Source organism: Leptospira weilii (genome assembly GCF_006874765.1).
GTDB classification, from domain to species: Bacteria; Spirochaetota; Leptospiria; order Leptospirales; family Leptospiraceae; genus Leptospira; species Leptospira weilii.
On record NZ_CP040840.1, the window covers coordinates 2675456 to 2693845 of the forward strand.

20 protein-coding genes are annotated in these 18390 nt (G+C 41.5%); 13 read left to right on the top strand and 7 right to left on the bottom strand.

What is annotated here, in order from left to right; all coding sequences use genetic code 11:
* The first annotated feature begins 32 nt into the window (after positions 1 to 32).
* The 4 genes from FHG67_RS12865 (at position 33) to FHG67_RS12880 (ending at position 3323) form a co-directional block, all read left to right on the top strand.
* Entirely contained in the window at positions 33 to 656 is a 624-nt protein-coding gene (locus tag FHG67_RS12865) for a hypothetical protein (protein WP_002623501.1), read from the top strand.
* Complete coding sequence (locus FHG67_RS12870) at positions 653 to 1633, top strand: PP2C family protein-serine/threonine phosphatase (protein ID WP_002623526.1); 981 nt, start codon at positions 653 to 655, stop codon at positions 1631 to 1633. The genes FHG67_RS12865 and FHG67_RS12870 overlap by 4 nt, the downstream gene beginning before the upstream one ends.
* Positions 1634 to 1635: 2 nt before the next feature.
* Positions 1636 to 1929, top strand: a complete 294-nt coding sequence (locus FHG67_RS12875; RefSeq protein ID WP_002623534.1) for a hypothetical protein — start codon at positions 1636 to 1638, stop codon at positions 1927 to 1929.
* A 98-nt stretch (positions 1930 to 2027) separates the two neighbouring features.
* Positions 2028 to 3323 carry a hypothetical protein gene (locus FHG67_RS12880; protein ID WP_016760747.1) on the top strand — a complete coding sequence of 432 codons (1296 nt, stop codon included), beginning with the start codon at positions 2028 to 2030 and terminating at the stop codon, positions 3321 to 3323.
* Here the strand turns inward: FHG67_RS12880 and glpK are convergent.
* The gene (gene glpK, locus FHG67_RS12885; protein ID WP_002623523.1) at positions 3317 to 4807 is read right to left on the bottom strand and encodes a glycerol kinase GlpK; all 1491 of its coding nucleotides are present in this window, start codon (positions 4805 to 4807) and stop codon (positions 3317 to 3319) included. The two genes, FHG67_RS12880 and glpK, sit on opposite strands and share 7 nt — an antisense overlap.
* A gap of 67 nt (positions 4808 to 4874) precedes the next feature.
* Positions 4875 to 5831, bottom strand: coding sequence for an MBL fold metallo-hydrolase (locus FHG67_RS12890; protein WP_002745677.1), 957 nt, complete (start codon positions 5829 to 5831; stop codon positions 4875 to 4877).
* Between the two features lie 198 nt (positions 5832 to 6029).
* Here FHG67_RS12890 and FHG67_RS12895 point away from each other — a divergent pair, with 198 nt between their 5' ends.
* The 9 genes from FHG67_RS12895 to FHG67_RS12940 all read left to right on the top strand — a co-directional run bounded on the left by FHG67_RS12895 (position 6030) and on the right by FHG67_RS12940 (position 11492).
* Positions 6030 to 6344, top strand: a complete 315-nt coding sequence (locus tag FHG67_RS12895; RefSeq protein ID WP_002626623.1) for an STAS domain-containing protein — start codon at positions 6030 to 6032, stop codon at positions 6342 to 6344.
* A gap of 165 nt (positions 6345 to 6509) precedes the next feature.
* Positions 6510 to 7163 (top strand): hydroxyacylglutathione hydrolase C-terminal domain-containing protein, encoded by a 654-nt coding sequence (locus tag FHG67_RS12905; RefSeq protein ID WP_139356630.1) that lies wholly within the window; start codon positions 6510 to 6512, stop codon positions 7161 to 7163.
* A 68-nt stretch (positions 7164 to 7231) separates the two neighbouring features.
* Positions 7232 to 8614 carry a dihydrolipoyl dehydrogenase gene (locus FHG67_RS12910; protein WP_039941571.1) on the top strand — a complete coding sequence of 461 codons (1383 nt, stop codon included), beginning with the start codon at positions 7232 to 7234 and terminating at the stop codon, positions 8612 to 8614.
* An 18-nt stretch (positions 8615 to 8632) separates the two neighbouring features.
* Positions 8633 to 9550: an ABC transporter ATP-binding protein gene (locus FHG67_RS12915; RefSeq protein WP_142499813.1), complete on the top strand. Its 918-nt coding sequence runs from the start codon at positions 8633 to 8635 to the stop codon at positions 9548 to 9550.
* A complete protein-coding gene (locus FHG67_RS12920) occupies positions 9547 to 10320 on the top strand; it encodes an ABC transporter permease (protein ID WP_002626637.1) in 774 nt (257 codons plus the stop codon). The genes FHG67_RS12915 and FHG67_RS12920 overlap by 4 nt, the downstream gene beginning before the upstream one ends.
* Before the next feature lie 15 nt (positions 10321 to 10335).
* Positions 10336 to 10605, top strand: coding sequence for a BolA family protein (locus tag FHG67_RS12925; RefSeq protein WP_004498227.1), 270 nt, complete (start codon positions 10336 to 10338; stop codon positions 10603 to 10605).
* Between the two features lie 97 nt (positions 10606 to 10702).
* On the top strand, positions 10703 to 10930 hold the full coding sequence (locus tag FHG67_RS12930) for a BolA/IbaG family iron-sulfur metabolism protein (RefSeq protein ID WP_002626639.1): 228 nt from the start codon (positions 10703 to 10705) through the stop codon (positions 10928 to 10930).
* Positions 10927 to 11244 (top strand): Grx4 family monothiol glutaredoxin, encoded by a 318-nt coding sequence (gene grxD, locus FHG67_RS12935; RefSeq protein ID WP_002626627.1) that lies wholly within the window; start codon positions 10927 to 10929, stop codon positions 11242 to 11244. The genes FHG67_RS12930 and grxD overlap by 4 nt, the downstream gene beginning before the upstream one ends.
* The gene (locus FHG67_RS12940; protein ID WP_002626641.1) at positions 11244 to 11492 is read left to right on the top strand and encodes a glutathione S-transferase N-terminal domain-containing protein; all 249 of its coding nucleotides are present in this window, start codon (positions 11244 to 11246) and stop codon (positions 11490 to 11492) included. Before grxD ends, FHG67_RS12940 begins: the two co-directional genes overlap by 1 nt.
* Here FHG67_RS12940 and gshAB read toward each other — a convergent pair.
* The 5 genes from gshAB to clpS are packed head-to-tail and all read right to left on the bottom strand — an operon-like array spanning position 11489 to position 18390.
* A complete protein-coding gene (gene gshAB, locus FHG67_RS12945) occupies positions 11489 to 12520 on the bottom strand; it encodes a bifunctional glutamate--cysteine ligase GshA/glutathione synthetase GshB (RefSeq protein WP_004499949.1) in 1032 nt (343 codons plus the stop codon). The two genes, FHG67_RS12940 and gshAB, sit on opposite strands and share 4 nt — an antisense overlap.
* Positions 12508 to 14070: a glutamate--cysteine ligase gene (gshA, locus tag FHG67_RS12950; RefSeq protein WP_004498220.1), complete on the bottom strand. Its 1563-nt coding sequence runs from the start codon at positions 14068 to 14070 to the stop codon at positions 12508 to 12510. Before gshA ends, gshAB begins: the two co-directional genes overlap by 13 nt.
* Positions 14067 to 15800 (bottom strand): gamma-glutamyltransferase, encoded by a 1734-nt coding sequence (ggt, locus tag FHG67_RS12955; RefSeq protein ID WP_002626646.1) that lies wholly within the window; start codon positions 15798 to 15800, stop codon positions 14067 to 14069. The genes gshA and ggt overlap by 4 nt, the downstream gene beginning before the upstream one ends.
* 20 nt (positions 15801 to 15820) lie before the next feature.
* Positions 15821 to 18058, bottom strand: coding sequence for an ATP-dependent Clp protease ATP-binding subunit ClpA (gene clpA / locus FHG67_RS12960; RefSeq protein ID WP_004498198.1), 2238 nt, complete (start codon positions 18056 to 18058; stop codon positions 15821 to 15823).
* The gene (clpS, locus tag FHG67_RS12965) at positions 18055 to 18390 is read right to left on the bottom strand and encodes an ATP-dependent Clp protease adapter ClpS (protein WP_002626657.1); all 336 of its coding nucleotides are present in this window, start codon (positions 18388 to 18390) and stop codon (positions 18055 to 18057) included. The genes clpA and clpS overlap by 4 nt, the downstream gene beginning before the upstream one ends.

The following is an 18390-nucleotide window of genomic DNA, read 5'->3' on the forward strand; positions in this document are numbered from 1 at the left end:
AAGGGGATTAGAACGCCGAAAGGAGGGCTTATTTGGATCTTAGAAAACTCTCTTTTCTTCCAAATCTAAAACCTCTTTTTCTTACATCCGTCCTTTTGTTTTGCTGTTCCCCCGAATGGATTCGAGAACTTCCTCCAAATTCCACTTTAGAAACGGATTCCGGAAAAATTCCGGGCGGAATTTATGTACGAAATCGACCGGAAAGATCGCATCGAAATACCCTCTTTTACAAAAATACGGTTCGGGAAAGAATTTTTCTAAACCCGGAAGACCGCACGTTCGAAAAATCTATGAGGCGGGAAGTGAAGGACAGAAACGAGTACACAACTCATATCATAAGCGGAAAAGGAAAGTATTCCGTATCGGGAAATTGGGTCTTACTCGAAACAAATCGGAAAGGCGAAGTATTCTTTCAGGGAAATGGAGAAGCATTTCAAATCGAATATCTTCCGTTTCATCACAAATTGTTGTATCATTATGATTCTTCTACAAAAACTCTCGTCCCATTATTGTATGAGTCGGGATATCAGGAAAAAAGATACGGGCTCTTGGACGGAGTAAGTAGGCCTTATTTAGAAGATAAATATTTTCAAATAGCGAGAAAAAACTTTCTTAAGAAGGAATTTCAATTTCACGCTTATTTTTACAAACCATGAATTTAACGGATCATATCAAAAGCTACTTTCAAAGAGTCGGCTGGCTTTTGCTTAGTATAAATCTGATTTGTTTGACAATCGCCATCGTCTTTCTGCAAACCCGATCGTTTTCTTCGAAAGTAAGAATCGTCCTCTATTTGATCATTCTCATTTTTATTTATTTAGTAAATTATGTTTCTTTTATATTATTTTCAACCGAAAAAATACTTTCGAAAGATGAAGTCCAGGAAAAGACAACGAAACGTTACCGTAAAGGCGACTATAGAATGCAGAATTATCTGTTTCCTATACCGATAGACGATGAAAACTACGAAATCCAAGGAAGAACCCTCACTTATAATCCGATCGGAGGCGATTTTTATAATTTTTTAACCGATCCGCAAGGAAACTATTGGATCGGAATCGGAGATTCCGTCGGACACGGTTATCAGGCAGGAATTTTCAGTATGATGATTTTCCAAAAGATGGCCTTATTGGTAAAACACGACTCAAATCCTTACAAAGTGATAGAAGACATCAACGAAGATCTTCTCAAAAGGACAGAACAAAATCCAACGATCAATTCCAATTTATATGCGACTTTTCTTTTGATCAAAGCCGATAAACAGGGAAACGTGGAATATTCGGGTCTCCATCCGAGTTTTGTGATCTATAAAAAAAGAACCGGAGAAAACCGAATTATGGAAACCGACGGGAAATTCATATCCACCACCATGAACGCATGTTTGAAAAACGTGCAAAGCAAAAACTGTTTTCATCTGGAATCCGGAGATATCGTATTTTGCTTTACAGACGGACTCTACGAACAGAAAAATAACGGAAACTTGTATTTCGGAGAAAGTTTGTTTCGCTTTTTGGAAGAGGTTCCCAAAAACCATCTCGGAGAAATCGCCGATGATCTTTTTGCCGAAATTTTAAAACATACAAACGGAAGAATTCAAGACGACATGACCATCCTAATGATTCGCAAGAAGTGATAATGCTTGAACTGAACGAACTTGAAATCAAAATTCTAAATCTGATCCCGCTCGAAGTAAGGGATGTGCGCAAATTGGGAAGAATTCTCCACGACGTTACCTTGGTTACAGGAATGACTGAGGAAGAAATCATAGAATTCATTCCATTTGGGTTGGAGGATGAAGTTCGCATTCTAAAAGTTGAATACAATTTCAACGATTTCAAAAAAGCGCTCGTGTCCAAACTCACAAAAAAGAACTACCACTCTCCGGGGCTTTCCGCTCCCATTCCAGATACGTTACGCCAATCCTTTTAAAAATCTGTTTATCCCGTAAAACGGGGCCCGTAGTTTTTCAATAAAACGGATTTTCCAATTGAAATCGCAAATCAATGACAAGCCTTCAGTAAACTAACGTGCTTTTAGAAGAAGGAACAAATTACATTTTCGTTCTGGCAAATCCAGACTCGATCGTCCGATTGAAATCGAAAATAGATCCTTTTTACGATTTTCAATCCGAGGAAATCGAGGAACTTCCATTTTTATTTGCATCCCCCGCCATCATTCCTCGATTTTTATATTTTTTAGAATGGAATCGGATTTCGTTTTCCCACAAATCGATCGATTTTATGGCTTACCTGAGTTTTGAAGAAGGAAAAATTTTTTCCAAAGGCGAACGTTTCCCCGAACCGTCCTTTGAAATCGCAAACAATACAAAATATCCGATTCAACAAAATCCATATCTTCCAGTCGGATCTATTCCTTTTCGAATTGCGAGGGGAGAATCGAATCTTACTTCCATCGGCACCGTAAAAACCGGAAACTTCAGCTTGTATCGACAAAGAAGAAACAAGATGGTTTCGACACGTTATCTGTCTTTGAAAGACATCGTAAATCCGGAATTGTCCGAACTCGAAGTGGGGAAAAAGATAGAATCCCTCTACTTCAATCCAAAACAAAAATCATACCTTTTTCGTTTGATCAAAATTCTTTTTGCGGGAACTCCCGCCGAAGAACAAACGATCGTATCCAATTTATTCAGTCACGAACCCGATTTCGCGTCATTCCTAAAGGACCAAATATTTCAGATCGAAATTCTTCCTTTGATTCACGGCCCTTTTCTAAACCGGATTTTGAATACGATGGACGAAAGGATCATCCGCTTCTCCTATTCCAAACTTTCTGTGCCGGTCAAAACAATGATTGAAAAAAACATATCCAAGAATAAGCTGAAATCCATCCTCAATTCTCCGATTAAAAAACCGGAAGCGGGGGAATCTCTGGAGGAAACGATCGAAAAGGAGATTTTTAAGAACTTTTCAAGAAAAATATATTATGAAAATGGAATATTTAAGATTTATCAAGAAAATACAGACGACTCTAAAATCGTCCCCAATCAAAAAATAAAAATCGAATTTCAAAGTCTTCCTCAAACATCAAAATTTAATTTTCAAGTCTCGGGAGTCCGTGCGATCGAGCTTTATGCGGTTACCGAAAAAGAAATCTTTTTTCAAATTTTAGAATGGGTGGAAATTGTTCGAATGGATACGCTTATTTCCAAACGAGAAAGGGACGAGCAATTCTTTTTAAAGATACCACCTGGAAGAATCCTTGAAATCCCTCTCTTTTCGGAGTTCCGAATTCTTTGCGGAGCCGGAATCAATTCCCAAAGAAAAACATTCGAATTTTGTTTATTAGGGTTCGACTATTGATCGGTGCGGATTCTTCGAACGGAATCCTTCCAGATCCGAATTTCCTTTTCCCTCTGTGCCACTTTCATCTGAGGGGAAAACTCTTTACTTACTTTGATTTTTTTCTTCAGATCCGCAACAGAGGGAAAAAATCCTCTTTCAAGTCCAGCTAAAAAAGCCGCACCCAGTACAGTCGTATCCACATTCAAAGGACGAATTACGCGTTTTCCCAACACATCGGATTGATACTGCATCAGCCAGGAGTTTCCGGTGGCTCCCCCATCCACTTTGAGAACTTTTAATTTTGAACCGGTATCGTTCTCCATCGCTTCCACAAGTTCATACGATTGAAGTGCGATCGATTTCAACGCCGCTTTCGTAATTTGTTCCGCGGTCGTATCTCTCGTCAGACCCAAAATCGCACCTCTTGCATTCATATCCCAATACGGAGCGCCGAGTCCAGTGAACGCGGGAACAAACACAACCTCGTCTTCCTTCTTAACGGAGGAAGCGAATTTTTCGGAAACCTTGGACTCTTTGAAAAACTTCAGATTATCTCTTAAAAATTGAACGACGGCACCTCCGATAAAAACGGAACCTTCCAAACAATAAACCGTCTTTCCTTCCGGGCCACATCCAAGAGTCGTAAGTAGATTGTTCCTTGAAATCTGAAAATTATTTCCAGTGTTAAACAAAAGAAAACATCCGGTTCCGTAGGTGTTTTTCGCTTCCCCCGGCTCTGTGCAAAGTTGACCGAATAAGGCACCCTGTTGATCTCCAACCAGAGAAGAAATCGGGATTCCGTCCGGAAGCCCTTTCACCTTCTCCGTTCTTCCGAAAAGAGAACTAGAGTTATGCGCTTCGGGAAGAATAGAATCCGGAATTCCAAGGATCTGAGTCAATTCCTTGTCCCATTCCTTCTTTTCTATATTGTAGATTAAAGTCCTACTTGCATTCGTATGATCCGTTTTATGCGATTTTCCGTTGGTCAGCCGATGGAGCAAATACGTATCGATGGTTCCAAAAAATATTTTTCCCTTTTCGGCTCTCGCTTTCACGCCTTTCACATTTTCCAGGATCCATTGAATTTTTGTTCCGCTGAAGTATGCGTCCAAAACGAGTCCCGTTTTTTTGCGGAAAAGCGGTTCCAAACCCTTCGACTTTAGATCCGTGCAAATTCCGGCCGTTCTCCTACATTGCCATACGATTGCATTATAAACCGGCTTGCCCGTATCCTTATCGAACAGTACGGTGGTCTCTCTTTGATTGGTGATCCCGATCGCGACCGCCTTGGAAGGACTTAATTTTCCATTACGAATCGCTTTGATGATCAGTTTTTCAGTTTTTGCCCAAATCTCTTCCGCGTCATGCTCCACCCAACCCGATTCCGGATAGTACTGTTTGAATTCGGAATAAGAACTCGAAATCACGTTCCCGGATCTGTTAAAACAAAAAATTCGAATTCCAGTGGTTCCAGCATCAATCCCGATGATATAATCGCTCATGAAAGATTCTCCCAAAAGTTTTAAATGAAAGGTTAAATCCGAATTTTAATATTAGAAAAATTGCAAGTTATACTTCCAGTTCCAGGCCTTCGTACGCCATGATGATCTCAAGCTGATTGTGCGGATCGAACATCTCTTTGTATTTTAAGGCTCTCAAATAAACCGCATCCAATTTTTCGTCGTCATAGGAAGGATCGTGATGAAACATCACAAGTTTTTTCACGTTTGCACGCAAAGCGATATCTGTGGCCATAGAAGCGGAACTATGACCCCAGTCGATTTTTTGTAAGGATTCTTCGAACGTATATTGGGTATCGAAAACGAGAACGTCCGCCCCCCGGAAATAATTTAAATAGTCCTGAATATTTTCCATCTCATCTAAATTAAACTCCGCATCCGAAGCGAAGATGAGAGATTTTCCTTCCTCCTCGAAACGGTAGGAAAAACTTCCTCCCGGATGACGAACCGACTTGGAAATCGCGGAGATGGATTCTGTTACCGGAAACGCTTTTCCTTCCGGAATAAACTTAAAATTTTTCGTGGCTCGAAATCCGTCATAAGGAACCGGAAAATGGGTAAAACTATGCTGGTACTTAAGTCGCTCTTCTAAATTGTCTACGGAACTCAAAATATCGAATGTATTCCCCGGAGCATACAGAGGAACAAAAAAAGGAACTCCTTGAATATGATCCCAATGTGTGTGAGTGAAAATCCACTTTGCCTTTCCCTTCCCTTCTAAAAAACCTTCGTGTAAAATGGAATTTCCTAATTCTCTGATTCCAGTACCGCCGTCTATGATAACTAAATTGTCTTTCTTGTCTCGAATTTCGATACAGGTCGTATTACCTCCGTAAGTGCTCCAACTGGAAAGGGAAAGAGAATCGAGAAAAGTATCGATCGCGTCGGGACTTTGTATATCTGCGGGAGTCGCGAGCCCGAGAATCTTCTGTACCTTATTTCGAATCGATTCTCCTCGAACAGAGGAGGAAATCGAGCCGCGTACACCCCAAAATTTTATGCGCATAATTTTAAAAGACAATTCCGATAAGCGGATGATTTTTAGGAAAATGCTATCCAGAATTATCGATTCTATCAGGATTTCCAGCGAATTCTTCTTTATTTACGAAAAATTTCTTATGAGTTAAGGTAGGATTAGGAAAAATTTTGTTTACCGAGTACGTCGGTCGAATAGGATTTATAACAGATTCTGGGTAATACAAACGTGGAAAGCTTTAATACAGAAATTCTCACAGAAGGCACAACTTGCACGATTCGAATTCAAGGGAGTATCAGCCTTAAAAACGCATTCGCTCTCAAAGAACTCATCATTAAAAAGCACGGCGAAGGTTTTATCGATATCGTCCTTGATTTTTCGGGAGACGCGTATCTGGATTCTTCCGGGATTGGGGCCATTTTCAACTCCCAAAAATACGTAACGGAACGGAACGGTTCTCTCAAGCTCAAAAACATCAGCAGAGACGTTATGACGATTTTGAAAATCGCGAATCTCGACAAACACCTGGATATCATTCATTAAGGTCGTTTTCTGGAAGTCTTTCGGATCTATACAAACAGTCCTCTCCGAAACTTCACCTACATTCTCAGAAACTCCGAAACCTCCGAAACCCTTTCCATCGATCCTTACGATTCCGAACAGATCGAAAAATTTCTGGATTCCAAAGGTTGGAAATTAGACCTTCTTCTGAATACACACGAACACGGAGACCATACGTCCGGTAACACGGGGCTTGTTCAAAGATACGGGTGCACGGTATATTCTCATCCCGGAGGCATCGGCAAAATTCCACACGCAACTCATCCTCTCAAGAAAGGAGATCGCCTTCTTCGTTCTTCTAAAGAATATTTGGAAATTCTAGATACGCCCGGTCATACATTTTGTCATGTATGTTTACTTCTCGTTGAAAATCAAAAAGCGAAGGCGATTTTTACAGGGGATACAATTTTTAACGCGGGAGTCGGAAACTGTCATCGAGGCGGCGACCCGGAAGTTCTTGCAAAAACGATTTTGGAACAATTCTATCCTTTGGGAGAAGAGATTCTTCTCTATCCCGGCCATGATTATCTCGAAACGAATTTAAAGTTCACACTTTCCCTTAATCCTTCCAACCAAGATGCAATTCGTACTTTGGAAGAATGTTCCCGTCTACCCAAGAATGTGGAATTCCTCACAACCAACCTCGGAAAAGAAAGAAAAATCAATACGTTTTTTCAGTGTGATAAACCTTCCCTTGAACTTCGAGAAAACGTTTCGAAAAAGATCGCTTCTAAGCAGCTTCTCGATAATGATCCGACTTCCTTTTTCATTTTCCTTCGTTCTTTACGAGATCAATGGTGAATTTACTCTAGAAATAGTTTGCCCTCTTGGCCACAAGGTTAGAATCTGTAACCGAGGCGGTTCTTTTTATGAAAGAATATGACATTATCGTAATTGGTACGGGAGGAGGAACCAAACTAATCACACCTCCTTCCAAAATCGGTTATAAAGTTGCGGTAATCGAAAAAGAATCTCCCGGAGGAACCTGCCTCAATCGCGGATGTATTCCTTCCAAGATGTTGATTTATCCAGCTGAAATTCTTTCTCTTGCTAAGAATTCGGAGAAATTTCAAATCTCATTTCCCGGCAAACCTAAAGTCGATTTTAAATCTCTCATAGAAAGAGTTTCAAAAACGGTGGACGAAGAATCTGCATCGATTCTTCCGGCGTACGATAAAAATCCGAATATCACCTACATCCAAGGGACCGCAAGTTTTGTTTCAGATAAAGTGATCACCGTAAACGGAGAACAACTGACCGCAAAAAGAATTTTTATCGCGTCAGGTGCAAGACCTTCAATCCCGAATATTCCGGGCCTTGCCGGGACTCCTTATATGACAAGTAGAGAAGCCCTTCGCAGAACCGATCTTCCAAAATCCTTGGTCGTAATCGGAGGCGGTTTTATCGCTTTGGAATTGGGTTTTGCGTACTCTGCGTTCGGAAGCGAGGTTACTTTTTTAGTTCGAAGTAAAATCCTCAAAAACGAAGACGGGGATATCGTAAACGAGTTTGAACGGGTTTTTACCAAAGAACACAATGTCCTACTCCACACAAATATTCATAAATTAGAATATAAAGAGAAAATGTTTCATATCGAAGTCGAAGCGAATGGAAAAAAATTACAACTTCAATCAGAAGCGCTTTTGGTCGCAACCGGAATCCGACCCAATACTGATCTTTTGAATTTGTCGAATACTAAAATCCAAACCGATGCAAACGGTTACATTATCGTAAACGAATACTTAGAAACCACTTCTCCCGAAGTTTACGCATTAGGTGATATCACCGGAAAATATTTTTACAGACATTCCGTAAATTTCGAAGGAGAATTTTTATTCCGCACCTTATACCAAGAAAAGAAAAAGACTCCGATCAATTATCCTCCGATTCCGCACGCAGTTTTTACACATCCTCAGGTAGCCAGAGTAGGAAAAACGGAAGAACAACTCGTTCAAGAAGGAATCGATTATGTCGCCGCTAAAAATCCGTACAGTGCCAGCGCGACCGGAATGGCGCGGCTTTCCGATTCCGGATTCGTGAAAATTCTCGTGGATAAAAAATCGAGAAAAGTTTTAGGAGCACACGCGATCGGAGACGAAGCTTCCAATGTGATTCATCTTTTTATCCTCTTGATGACTATCGACGGAAATTTAGACGACCTTTTAAGAATGATATATATACATCCTGCGTTACCCGAAATTGCACGTAATGCGGCCAGAAAAGCAAGTGAACTTTTACAAATAAAAGAATAATGGGAAAATTTAGAATCTATGAAATTTGCTCTGCAAATTGAGAATTTAGTCAAAACGTACGCAGGTGGAGTCACCGCCCTTAAAGGAATCAGCCTTAACGTGGAAAAAGGGGATTTTTTCGCGCTTCTTGGCCCGAACGGAGCCGGAAAATCCACAACGATCGGAATCTTGAGTTCTTTAGTGAACAAAACTTCGGGGAAGATTCAAATTTTCGACGCCAATATAGATACCGACCTTGCCAAAGCGAAAGCATATATCGGAGTCGTCCCTCAGGAATTCAACTTCAATGTTTTCGAAAGAGTGGATCAAATCGTAATCAACCAAGGCGGTTACTACGGTATGGATCGAAAGATCGCCACCGAAAGCGCATTGAAGTATCTGCAACAACTCGGACTCTACGAAAAAAGAAAAGAATCAGCGGGCAAACTTTCCGGTGGAATGAAACGGAGGCTCATGATCGCAAGAGCGCTCATTCACAGCCCGAAAATTTTGATCCTGGACGAACCGACCGCAGGCGTGGATATCGAACTCAGAAGATCTCTTTGGGAATTTCTTCAAAAACTCAACGTATCCGGAATCACGGTTATTCTCACGACCCATTATTTAGAAGAAGCGGAAAGCCTTTGTAGAAACATAGCGATCATAGACGAAGGGAAGATCGTGGAGAATACTTCTATGAAAGATCTTCTTCAAAAGTTAGATCATGAGACTTTTATCTTGGATTTTACGGGTCAACTCAATTCGCACAAAACGATTCCAGGTATAGATATTAAACAAACGGATAATTCCACGCTCGAAGCCTCCATCTACGGAGACGCTTCTCTCAACGATTTATTTAAGCTCCTTGATGGAAACGGGATCAAGATCAGTAGTATGAGAAATAAATCCAACCGCTTGGAAGAACTCTTCCTTAAATTAGTGGAGAAAAAATTATGAATTTAATCGAAAAATACAACGCATTCAAGACAATCGTCATCAAGGAAACGATTCGAATTCTACGCATCTGGATTCAAACAATCATTCCTCCAGGAATCACAATCACGCTTTACTTCATCATCTTCGGAAAATTGATCGGTTCTCAAATCGGCAGTATTGGAAATCACACCTATATCCAATTTATCGTTCCGGGCCTTGTGATGATGTCGGTGATCATCAATTCGTATAACAACGTAGTTTCCTCCTTTTTCGGGGCAAAGTTTCAAAAGAACATAGAGGAGATTTTGGTTTCACCCACTCCTCCCTCTTTGATAGTACTCGGCTTTACGGTCGGCGGAGTCATTCGAGGAATGTCGATCGGAGTCCTCGTGATCGCGATTTCCCTCTTCTTCACAGAATTGGAAGTGTATCATTTCCCGATGTTAATCGCCACCGTGTTTTTAAGTTCTCTTTTGTTTTCTTTAGGGGGATTGTTAAATGCGCTCTACGCAAAAAAGTTCGACGACGTGACAATCATCCCAACTTTTATTTTAACTCCTTTAACGTATTTAGGGGGAGTTTTCTATTCGATCCAAATGCTTCCTCCATTTTGGCAGAACGTTTCCAAGTTGAATCCGATTTTATATATGGTGAACGCGTTCCGTTACGGATTTTTAGGAGTGAGCGATATTGAACCGTGGTTCGCTCTTTCTATGATTGGAGCAGCAACCTTATCGTTATATATTCTCTCCGTACATTTATTGAAAAAAGGGATCGGAATCCGAAATTAACCAATCCTCCAGGCTATGAGCGTCTCCGAAGAAATCCGTTTCCTTTTAAATTCTTCCTTGAATCCTCACAGGTTGGAAGTCGAAGATTTGAGCGCGGAACACGCAGGCCATACTGGAAATCCGGAAAATAAACCGGAAGGAACTCATATGAAAATCGTATTGGTTTCCTCGAAATTTTCGGGAAAATCAAAAGTAGAGCAGCATAGAATGGTATATTCCATTCTCAAACCATGGATCGACCGGGGTTTACACGCGATCGTTCTCGAAACAAGAGAACAGGACTAAATTCTGGATTGTAACAAAAAAGGGGTACAAAATCCTAAAACTAAGAGATCTGCTGAAAAAAAAAGATCACCTAAAATTTAAGTCTAAAGAAAGAACGATGACAATCGACGAGATTAAAAATAAGATAGAATCCGGTCTTCCCGATTCCAAGGTAACGATCTTAGATCCTTATCGGGACGGAGTGCATATCAAAGCAGTTGTGATTTACAAAGGATTCGAAGGAAAATCCATTTTAGAACAACATAGAATGGTCTACGAAACTCTGAAAGAGGAACTAAAACAAGAAGTGCACGCGTTAGCACTAGAAACGAGGATACGAGAATGAACGAAGAAGTAAAACAAAAGATAAATGGTTTGATAGGAACTAGTAAGGTCTTTCTCTTTATGAAAGGAACTCCGGAAGCGCCTATGTGCGGTTTTTCTGCCGGTGTGTCTAACGTTTTAAGGAGCTTAGGAATCCCGTTCGAGTCCTTTAACGTTCTTTCGGACGAAACGATGCGCCAAGGAATCAAAGACTACGCAAATTGGCCGACCATTCCGCAACTTTATATCAACGGAGAATTCATCGGCGGCCACGATATCGTGGTGGAAATGGCAAAGTCCGGAGATCTTCAGAAAAAAATGGGAATCTCAAATTGATGATGAAGCTCTACCAGTTTCAATCCTGTCCTTACTGCGCCTATGTAAGGGACGAGTTTCAAAACATGGAACTCGTCGTAGGTAAGGATTACGAACTCGTGGAAGCCGGTCGGGGAACCCCAGGAAGGGAAGAAGTAGTGAAACTCGGAGGACAGAACCAAGTTCCCTTTCTGGTTGACGATGATATTAGGATGTACGAATCGAGAGAAATCGTAAAGTATGTAAAACTCAAAAAGAAGATTTTCTAAAAACCGAGTAAGTCTAAAATTTTATTTCCGACGTCTCTGTTTTTACCTTCATAAGGATAATTATGAATATATAAAACGGGATTGAAGTTCAACTCCAGAATTCGATAATCTTCCCGCTTTTCCAAATCTTTTAGGATTATATCTACGCCGCAAATTTTCGCACCGACCAACTGCGCCGCTTTGACCGCCAGTTCCTTATAAAACGGATGGGCCCAATCCGTCACGTCGATTGAGTCTCCTCCCGTGCTGATATTCGAATTCTTTCTTAAAAAAACTTTTTGATCCTTGGGAGGAATCGAATTCTTCGTAAAGCCGGCTTGCTGCAATACGTCCAGTTCCGTATCACCTAATTGAATTTTTTCCAACGGAGTCACATGCCCCACTCCCCGTCTTTTATCCTCGTTTTTTAAAGTAACAAGTTCTTCAATCGTATGAATTCCGTCACCGGTTACGTTAGCAGGAACCCGATTACAAACCGCAACGGTTTCCGTACCAATCACCAAAAAACGATATTCGTTCCCTTCTGCGAATTCCTCCACAATTACCGATTCAGAATGATTGAACGCGATCTTAATCGCTTTCTTTGCGTCTTCCTCGGAAGCATGCGGAGTCAAAATCGTGATCCCGATTCCAAAGTTGGTAGTCACTGGTTTTACGACGATCTTTCGATCAGAATTCTTTTTCCAGAATACGAAAGCCGATTCCGGATCTCCGAAACTATCTCCCTCGGGAACCAAAAGTCCCGACTCGTGCATTACAATTTTTGAAATCGTTTTGTTTTCCATCACAAGAAAAGACATATAGGAATCTAGAGCGGTTTTAGAGGCTTCCTTTACGTATTGAACGAATCCGTTCGAGTTTTTAAGTCTTAAAAAATGATTCTTACGATCCAAAACCTCCACTTCCAAACCCCGATTGAGAGCGTCTCGAATCACAATCTGCGTGGATATTTCCAGATCCTCGAATCCTTCCAGAGTAAATATTTCCGGGGAAAAAAATTCACCCGGCTTTAATTTCAGTGATTGCATAATTTAACGGTGGGATATTGGGTTTGGATCTCTTCTTTTTCCAATTGTTCTTTTTCTTGAAAAGAACGAACCGCTTCTTTTTCTATCTTCATCAGAGTTCCAGGAGAATATTCCAAATAAGAAAGAACGCGTCGATTTTCACGAGCGAGTTCCATTCCCTTATCTCTGAATTCAATATCACGTTTTAGAATTTCGGAAAGTAATTTTCCGGAAGGGGTCTTATCCGGATTCTTCCACTTTCTGATCTGAAAGTCGATTGCTTCCTGATACATACGTTTTTTGGTATGAAGATCCAAAATTTTTGCGTAGTGCCTCAAGGATTCCGAATATTCCGCTCCGGCTACTTGAAAATTTTTCCTGGCTCCGTTCGAATTGATTTTCAATTCCGGATTTCTTCCTTCCCAAATCACGGAATCCAGATTTTCTTTTAAAATCAGATTCTCTTCTTCGGAAATCAAAGGAGAGGGGCTAAGCAAAGAGTCCAAAAGAATCAACTGGGTAAAAGCGAGATTAAGCCTACAAACTCCCACAGGAGAATAAGGATCGATGTCCAAGGAACGAATCTCTATGTATTCGATTCCCCTTCGAAGAAGAGCGTCTAACGGTCTTTCGTCTCCCTTAGGAACCTGTTTCGGACGAATCGGGGAATAAAATTCGTTTTCGATCTGAAGATAATTCGGGTTGAGTTGAGCATCCGCATTTTGAGAAAAAGCAACATAACCAGGATACGGGGTATGAACCGCGTAACACATCCGTTCCGCATATTCTTCCAAAGAATTATAATGAATTCCTAATGTATCCTGAACCTTACTCGTATATCCGATCTCGCTCATCCTGAGCGAAGTGGCATAAGGAGAGTATAACGTAAAATTCTTATGTTCCTCGAATTTGAGATTTCCCGGATTCGGCAAAAAAGTGGAATCGAAAACAGCGGAAGATCCGGTGAGGTAGGTCAAATAATGAACCCTTCTCATAAAATTTCGAATCACATGCAGATAAAGAGAGGAGATTTCCTCTTTCGTAAAGTTCGAAATTTTTTTTCCCAAAAATTGACGAAGGAAAACTTTCGAGAAAGAAAAATTATAGTGAACTCCGGAAATAGTCTGCATTCTCCTTCCGTAACGAAGACCCAATCCGTGACGATAGATCGTTTTCCATCTCCCGGAATGGGAAGTCCCGTATTGTCCGAGAGGAATTTCGTTTTCATCCTTCGGTAGAATCGGAGGCATACTAAAAGGCCAGATGAGTTCGTTGTCCAATTGACGAAACGTATATATATGCAAATCTTGTAATTCACGAATATTCGCTTCGATCTTAGGACGAGGATGGGTCGCGTATTCGAGCTGAGGCTCCGCAAAATCGGTTTTGATATAATGATTGGTTAAACTCGAACCCAAATGCGCCGGATGCGGAGTTTTCGCGAGCATCCCATCGGGGCCTACCCTCATGCTTTCCTTTTCCAAACCGTGTTTGGCCTTTACGGCATGTCTCAAAAGAATTTCGAGGGATACTTCCTCTATTTTCGATTGAATGAGTTCCTTAGTTTTCAAAGTCCGCCAGTGGCCCCTTCCCCACGTGGATCGGAAGCCCCGTAGAGCATTCCGTTCTCTCTTTTGACCGAGAACAGTTTCGCAAAGTTCGGAGCAATTCGGATATCGTGCTTTTTCGAGGAAAGACCGTCGAACACGTTTCTTTCATTCACAGATTTTTCTATAAACACGGCGTCTGGAAAAAGCTGGTGATGAATTCTTCCCCTTGCGACGGATTCATACAAGGTTAAATTGAAATCCAAATTGTAGACTAGAGATTGCAAAACCGCGTTGACGATGTAAGCTCCTCCCGGTGCCCCAGTGGTTAAAAAGGATTCCTTTCCTTTAAAAACGATGGTCGGAGACATACTACTCAAAGGAGTCTTTTTGGGAAGAATAGAATTCGCCTCCGCACCGATCAAACCATATACATTCGGTTCTCCGGGAGCCCTGCTAAAATCATCCATCGTATCGTTCAAAACAATTCCGGTTCCGGGAGCCATAACCGAAGCCCCGAAACGAAAATTAATGGACTGAGTCGTAGATACTGAGTTTCCCTCTCGATCCATTACCGAAATATGAGTAGTCTGCGGAGATTCTGCGCCGAAGTTAAGAGTTTTTAGAAAAGAAGAACTACTAGAAGCGATTTTCGGATCGAAGTCGGAAATTTTTTCCTCCGCGTATTTCTTAGAAAGAAGACGGTTCACAGGTATTTTCGTAAAAGCGGAATCACCGCCGAAAACCGCACGGTCCGCATACCCCCTTCTCATCACTTCCGTAACGAAATGATAATACAAAGCCGGGTCTTTTTCATACGTTTCTTTGAGAGATTCCTTCTCCAACATCGATAACATCGTGAGGAGATGAATTCCAGAAGAAGGCGGAGGCATCGTATAAATCGTATAATCGCGATACGTAGTCTTTAAAGTTTTCTTTTCAATCACCTTAAAATCTCTCAGATCTTGAGAAGTTATCAATCCGCCATTGGCCTTCATCGCAGTCGTAATCGCGTCTGCGATTTTTCCGTTGTAAAATTCCTTTTCACCCGTTTCGGAAATCAACCTCAAAGTATTCGCCAAATCCTTTTGAACCAGAACACTTTTTAACTCGGGAACTTTTCCTCCGGGAAGAAAAATCCCTTTCATTTCCCGATCCATATCCTTCGAAGACTTCTGAATCGCAGACTGCAAATCAGGATACATAGGAAATCCCTTTTCTGCCAATCGAATCGCGGGAGAAATTACAGTCTTGAGAGAAAGTTTCCCGTAACGTTTTTGAATCTGAACAAGACCCGCCACATTACCCGGAACACCCACAGCTCGAAACCCAAGTAAGGAATCTTCTTTCGGTTTTTTCTTATACATATCTCTGGATGCCGCGTTAGGAGCTCTTTCCCGAAAATCAAAAGCGATCGGTTCCGAAAATTCTTTCAAATAAAGAATAAGAAAACCTCCCCCACCAAGCCCTGTCGAATGCGGTCTTGTAACCGAAATCGCAAACGAGGTTGCAACGGCTACGTCCACTACGTTTCCGCCTAACGACCCGACTTCGATCCCGGCTTGAGTGGCCTCGGGAGAATCAGTTGCGATCATAAGATTCTTACTTTCGCTGAAGTAATCGACGTGTTTTTTTCCCTGAGAAGGGCTTACGAGTAAATCTGTAGAAATCCTTTTTCCCTCGATGAGAAGAGGAGTTTCCCTACACGAGAAGAGTAAAAGTATCAGAATGATACGAATTGTAATTTGTTTCATTGGATTCCGGTATTTGAGTTTCAGGATTTTTTTCCGGATGTGAATTCCATTTCAATTCCCTCTTTTCCGGAAATCAGTTTCACTTTACCTCCGGATTTCAACGCTCCGAAAAGAACTTCTTCGGAGATCCGTTTTGAGATATGAGTATCGATCCATCTTTGAACGGGTCTTGCGCCGAACTCGGGTGTATACGCTTTGTCTGAGATGTAAACAAGTACATCATCCTGAAACTCTAGTTCAATTTGTTTAGAATTCAATCTTTTCTGCAATAGGGCAAGCTGTTTTGCAACTACTTTAGTTACATTTTCTTGATTTAGGGAGGAGAATTCGATCACTGCAGTGAGGCGGTTTCTGAACTCGGGAGAAAACTGTTTTTCGATCGCTTTCAGGCTTCTGTCTTCCAAAAGATCATTTGCAAATCCTACCGGATTTGTAGAACGTTCACGCGCTCCCGTATTGGTCGTCATCACAAGAATTACCTGACGAAAATCCGACTTTCTTCCGTTATTGTCTGTAAGCGTAGCGTGATCCATAATCTGTAATAGAATATTATAAATATCCTCGTGCGCTTTTTCAATCTCATCGAGCAAAAGCACACAATGCGGATTTCTATAGACCGCGTCCGTGAGTTGTCCCCCTTGTTCAAAACCGACGTAACCCGGAGGGGAACCTATCAAACGGGACACAGTGTGTTTTTCCATATATTCGCTCATATCAAAGCGAACGAGTTCCACACCCAAAATTTCAGCTAACTTTCGAGTAAGTTCGGTTTTACCGACACCGGTTGGTCCCGCAAAAAGAAAACATCCGACGGGTTTTCCAGGTTCGGAAAGTCCACTTCTAGAAAGTCGAATCGACTGAACCAGCTGATCAATCGCGGCGTCTTGTCCGTAGATCTTGGTTTTTAATTCTTCATCCAAGTTCTTTAGTTTTTCGCGATCGTCGGCTTTGACCGTAACCGAAGGAACTTTTGCGATCTTGGAGACTAAGTCCTCAATCTCTCGAACAGTAACCGTCTTTTTACCACCTTCTCTCAACCGAACCCTAGCTCCCGCCTCGTCCAAAAGATCAATCGCCTTGTCTGGAAGTTTCCGATCTAAAATATAACGAGCGGACAACTCCGCCGCCTGTTCTACGGCGGAAGAAGAGTATTTCACCTTATGGAAAGACTCGTATTTCCCCAAGAGACCTTTTAAGATTTCTATCGTTTCTAAAACGGAAGGTTCGCCTACTTCTACTTTTTGAAATCTTCTGGAAAGCGCATGATCTTTTTCGAATATAGATTTAAATTCTTTGTAAGTCGTGGTTCCTATACAACGAAGCTCTCCGCTGGAAAGCGCAGGTTTTAATAAATTGGAAGCGTCCAAAGAACCGCCCGAAACCGCACCCGCGCCTATAATCGTATGAATCTCGTCGATAAATAGAACGTGCTCATTCTGTGCCGTGATTTGAGTGACTACGTTTTTCAGTCTCTCTTCAAATTCTCCCCTAAATTTGGTTCCGGCAAGTAAGAGTCCCATATCGAGAGAATATACTTTCAAATTCTTTAATGGTTCAGGAACTTTTCCATCCACAACTCTTTGGGCAAGTCCTTCTACGATTGAGGTTTTACCGACGCCTGCCTCGCCTACAAAAATAGGATTATTTTTCCTTCTTCTACAGAGAATATGAATAGTACGATCGAGTTCCTCTTCCCTTCCGACCATAGGATCGAGTTTTCCTTCCTTGGCTCTCGCGGTAAGATCCACGCAAAAGGCTTGTAAAGGATCGGAAATTTTTTCATTTTCTTCTCCCAAAATTTCCTTGCTGGGCTTTTTAGAATCTTTTCGGATTCCGTGCGAGATATAACGAACGATGTCAAGCCTGGAAATATCTTGTAGTCCTAAAAAATAAACCGCATTCGATTGATCTTCCCGAAAAAGAGCGGCAAGAACGTCCCCTCCGTCCATTTTTTTATTTCTTGTCGACTGAACGTGAAACTCCGCGAGTTGAAGAACATGTTGCACTCCGATCGTATAAATCGGATCCACATCGCCGGAAGATTCTGGAAAAACTTCCAATTCGCTTTCTAGATAACCGATCAGATCCTTTCGTAAACGTTCTATGTCCGCCCCGCAGGCTTCCAAAACCTCCTTACCTACCGTATCATAAGTAAGAGCGAAAAGGATATGTTCTAAAGTGATAAATTCGTTTCTTCTTCTTTTGGCTTCTTCCCAAGCCTTTTTTAGGGTACGTTCCATTTCTTCCGTGAGAATCATAATCCCTCCTCTCCTTCTTCCACTTCCATCGTGCAATGAAGCGGATATCCGTGTTGTTCCGCCAATTGTTGAACTTGTATGACCTTAGTCCTTGCGACATCGTGCGAGTAAACGCCGCATAATGCTTTTCCAGTTATGTGCGCCTTTAACATGATCTGTTGGCTTTCCGCCTTGCTTCTGTGAAAGACGAATTGTAAGATCCAAACGACAAACTCCATCGGAGTAAAATCGTCGTTGAGTATGATAACTCTGTATTTGGAAGGACGCTTCAGTTTTACCTTCTCTTTCGTAAGAGTTTGCTCTTCGGTATCGAATCGAAAGATATCGCTCAT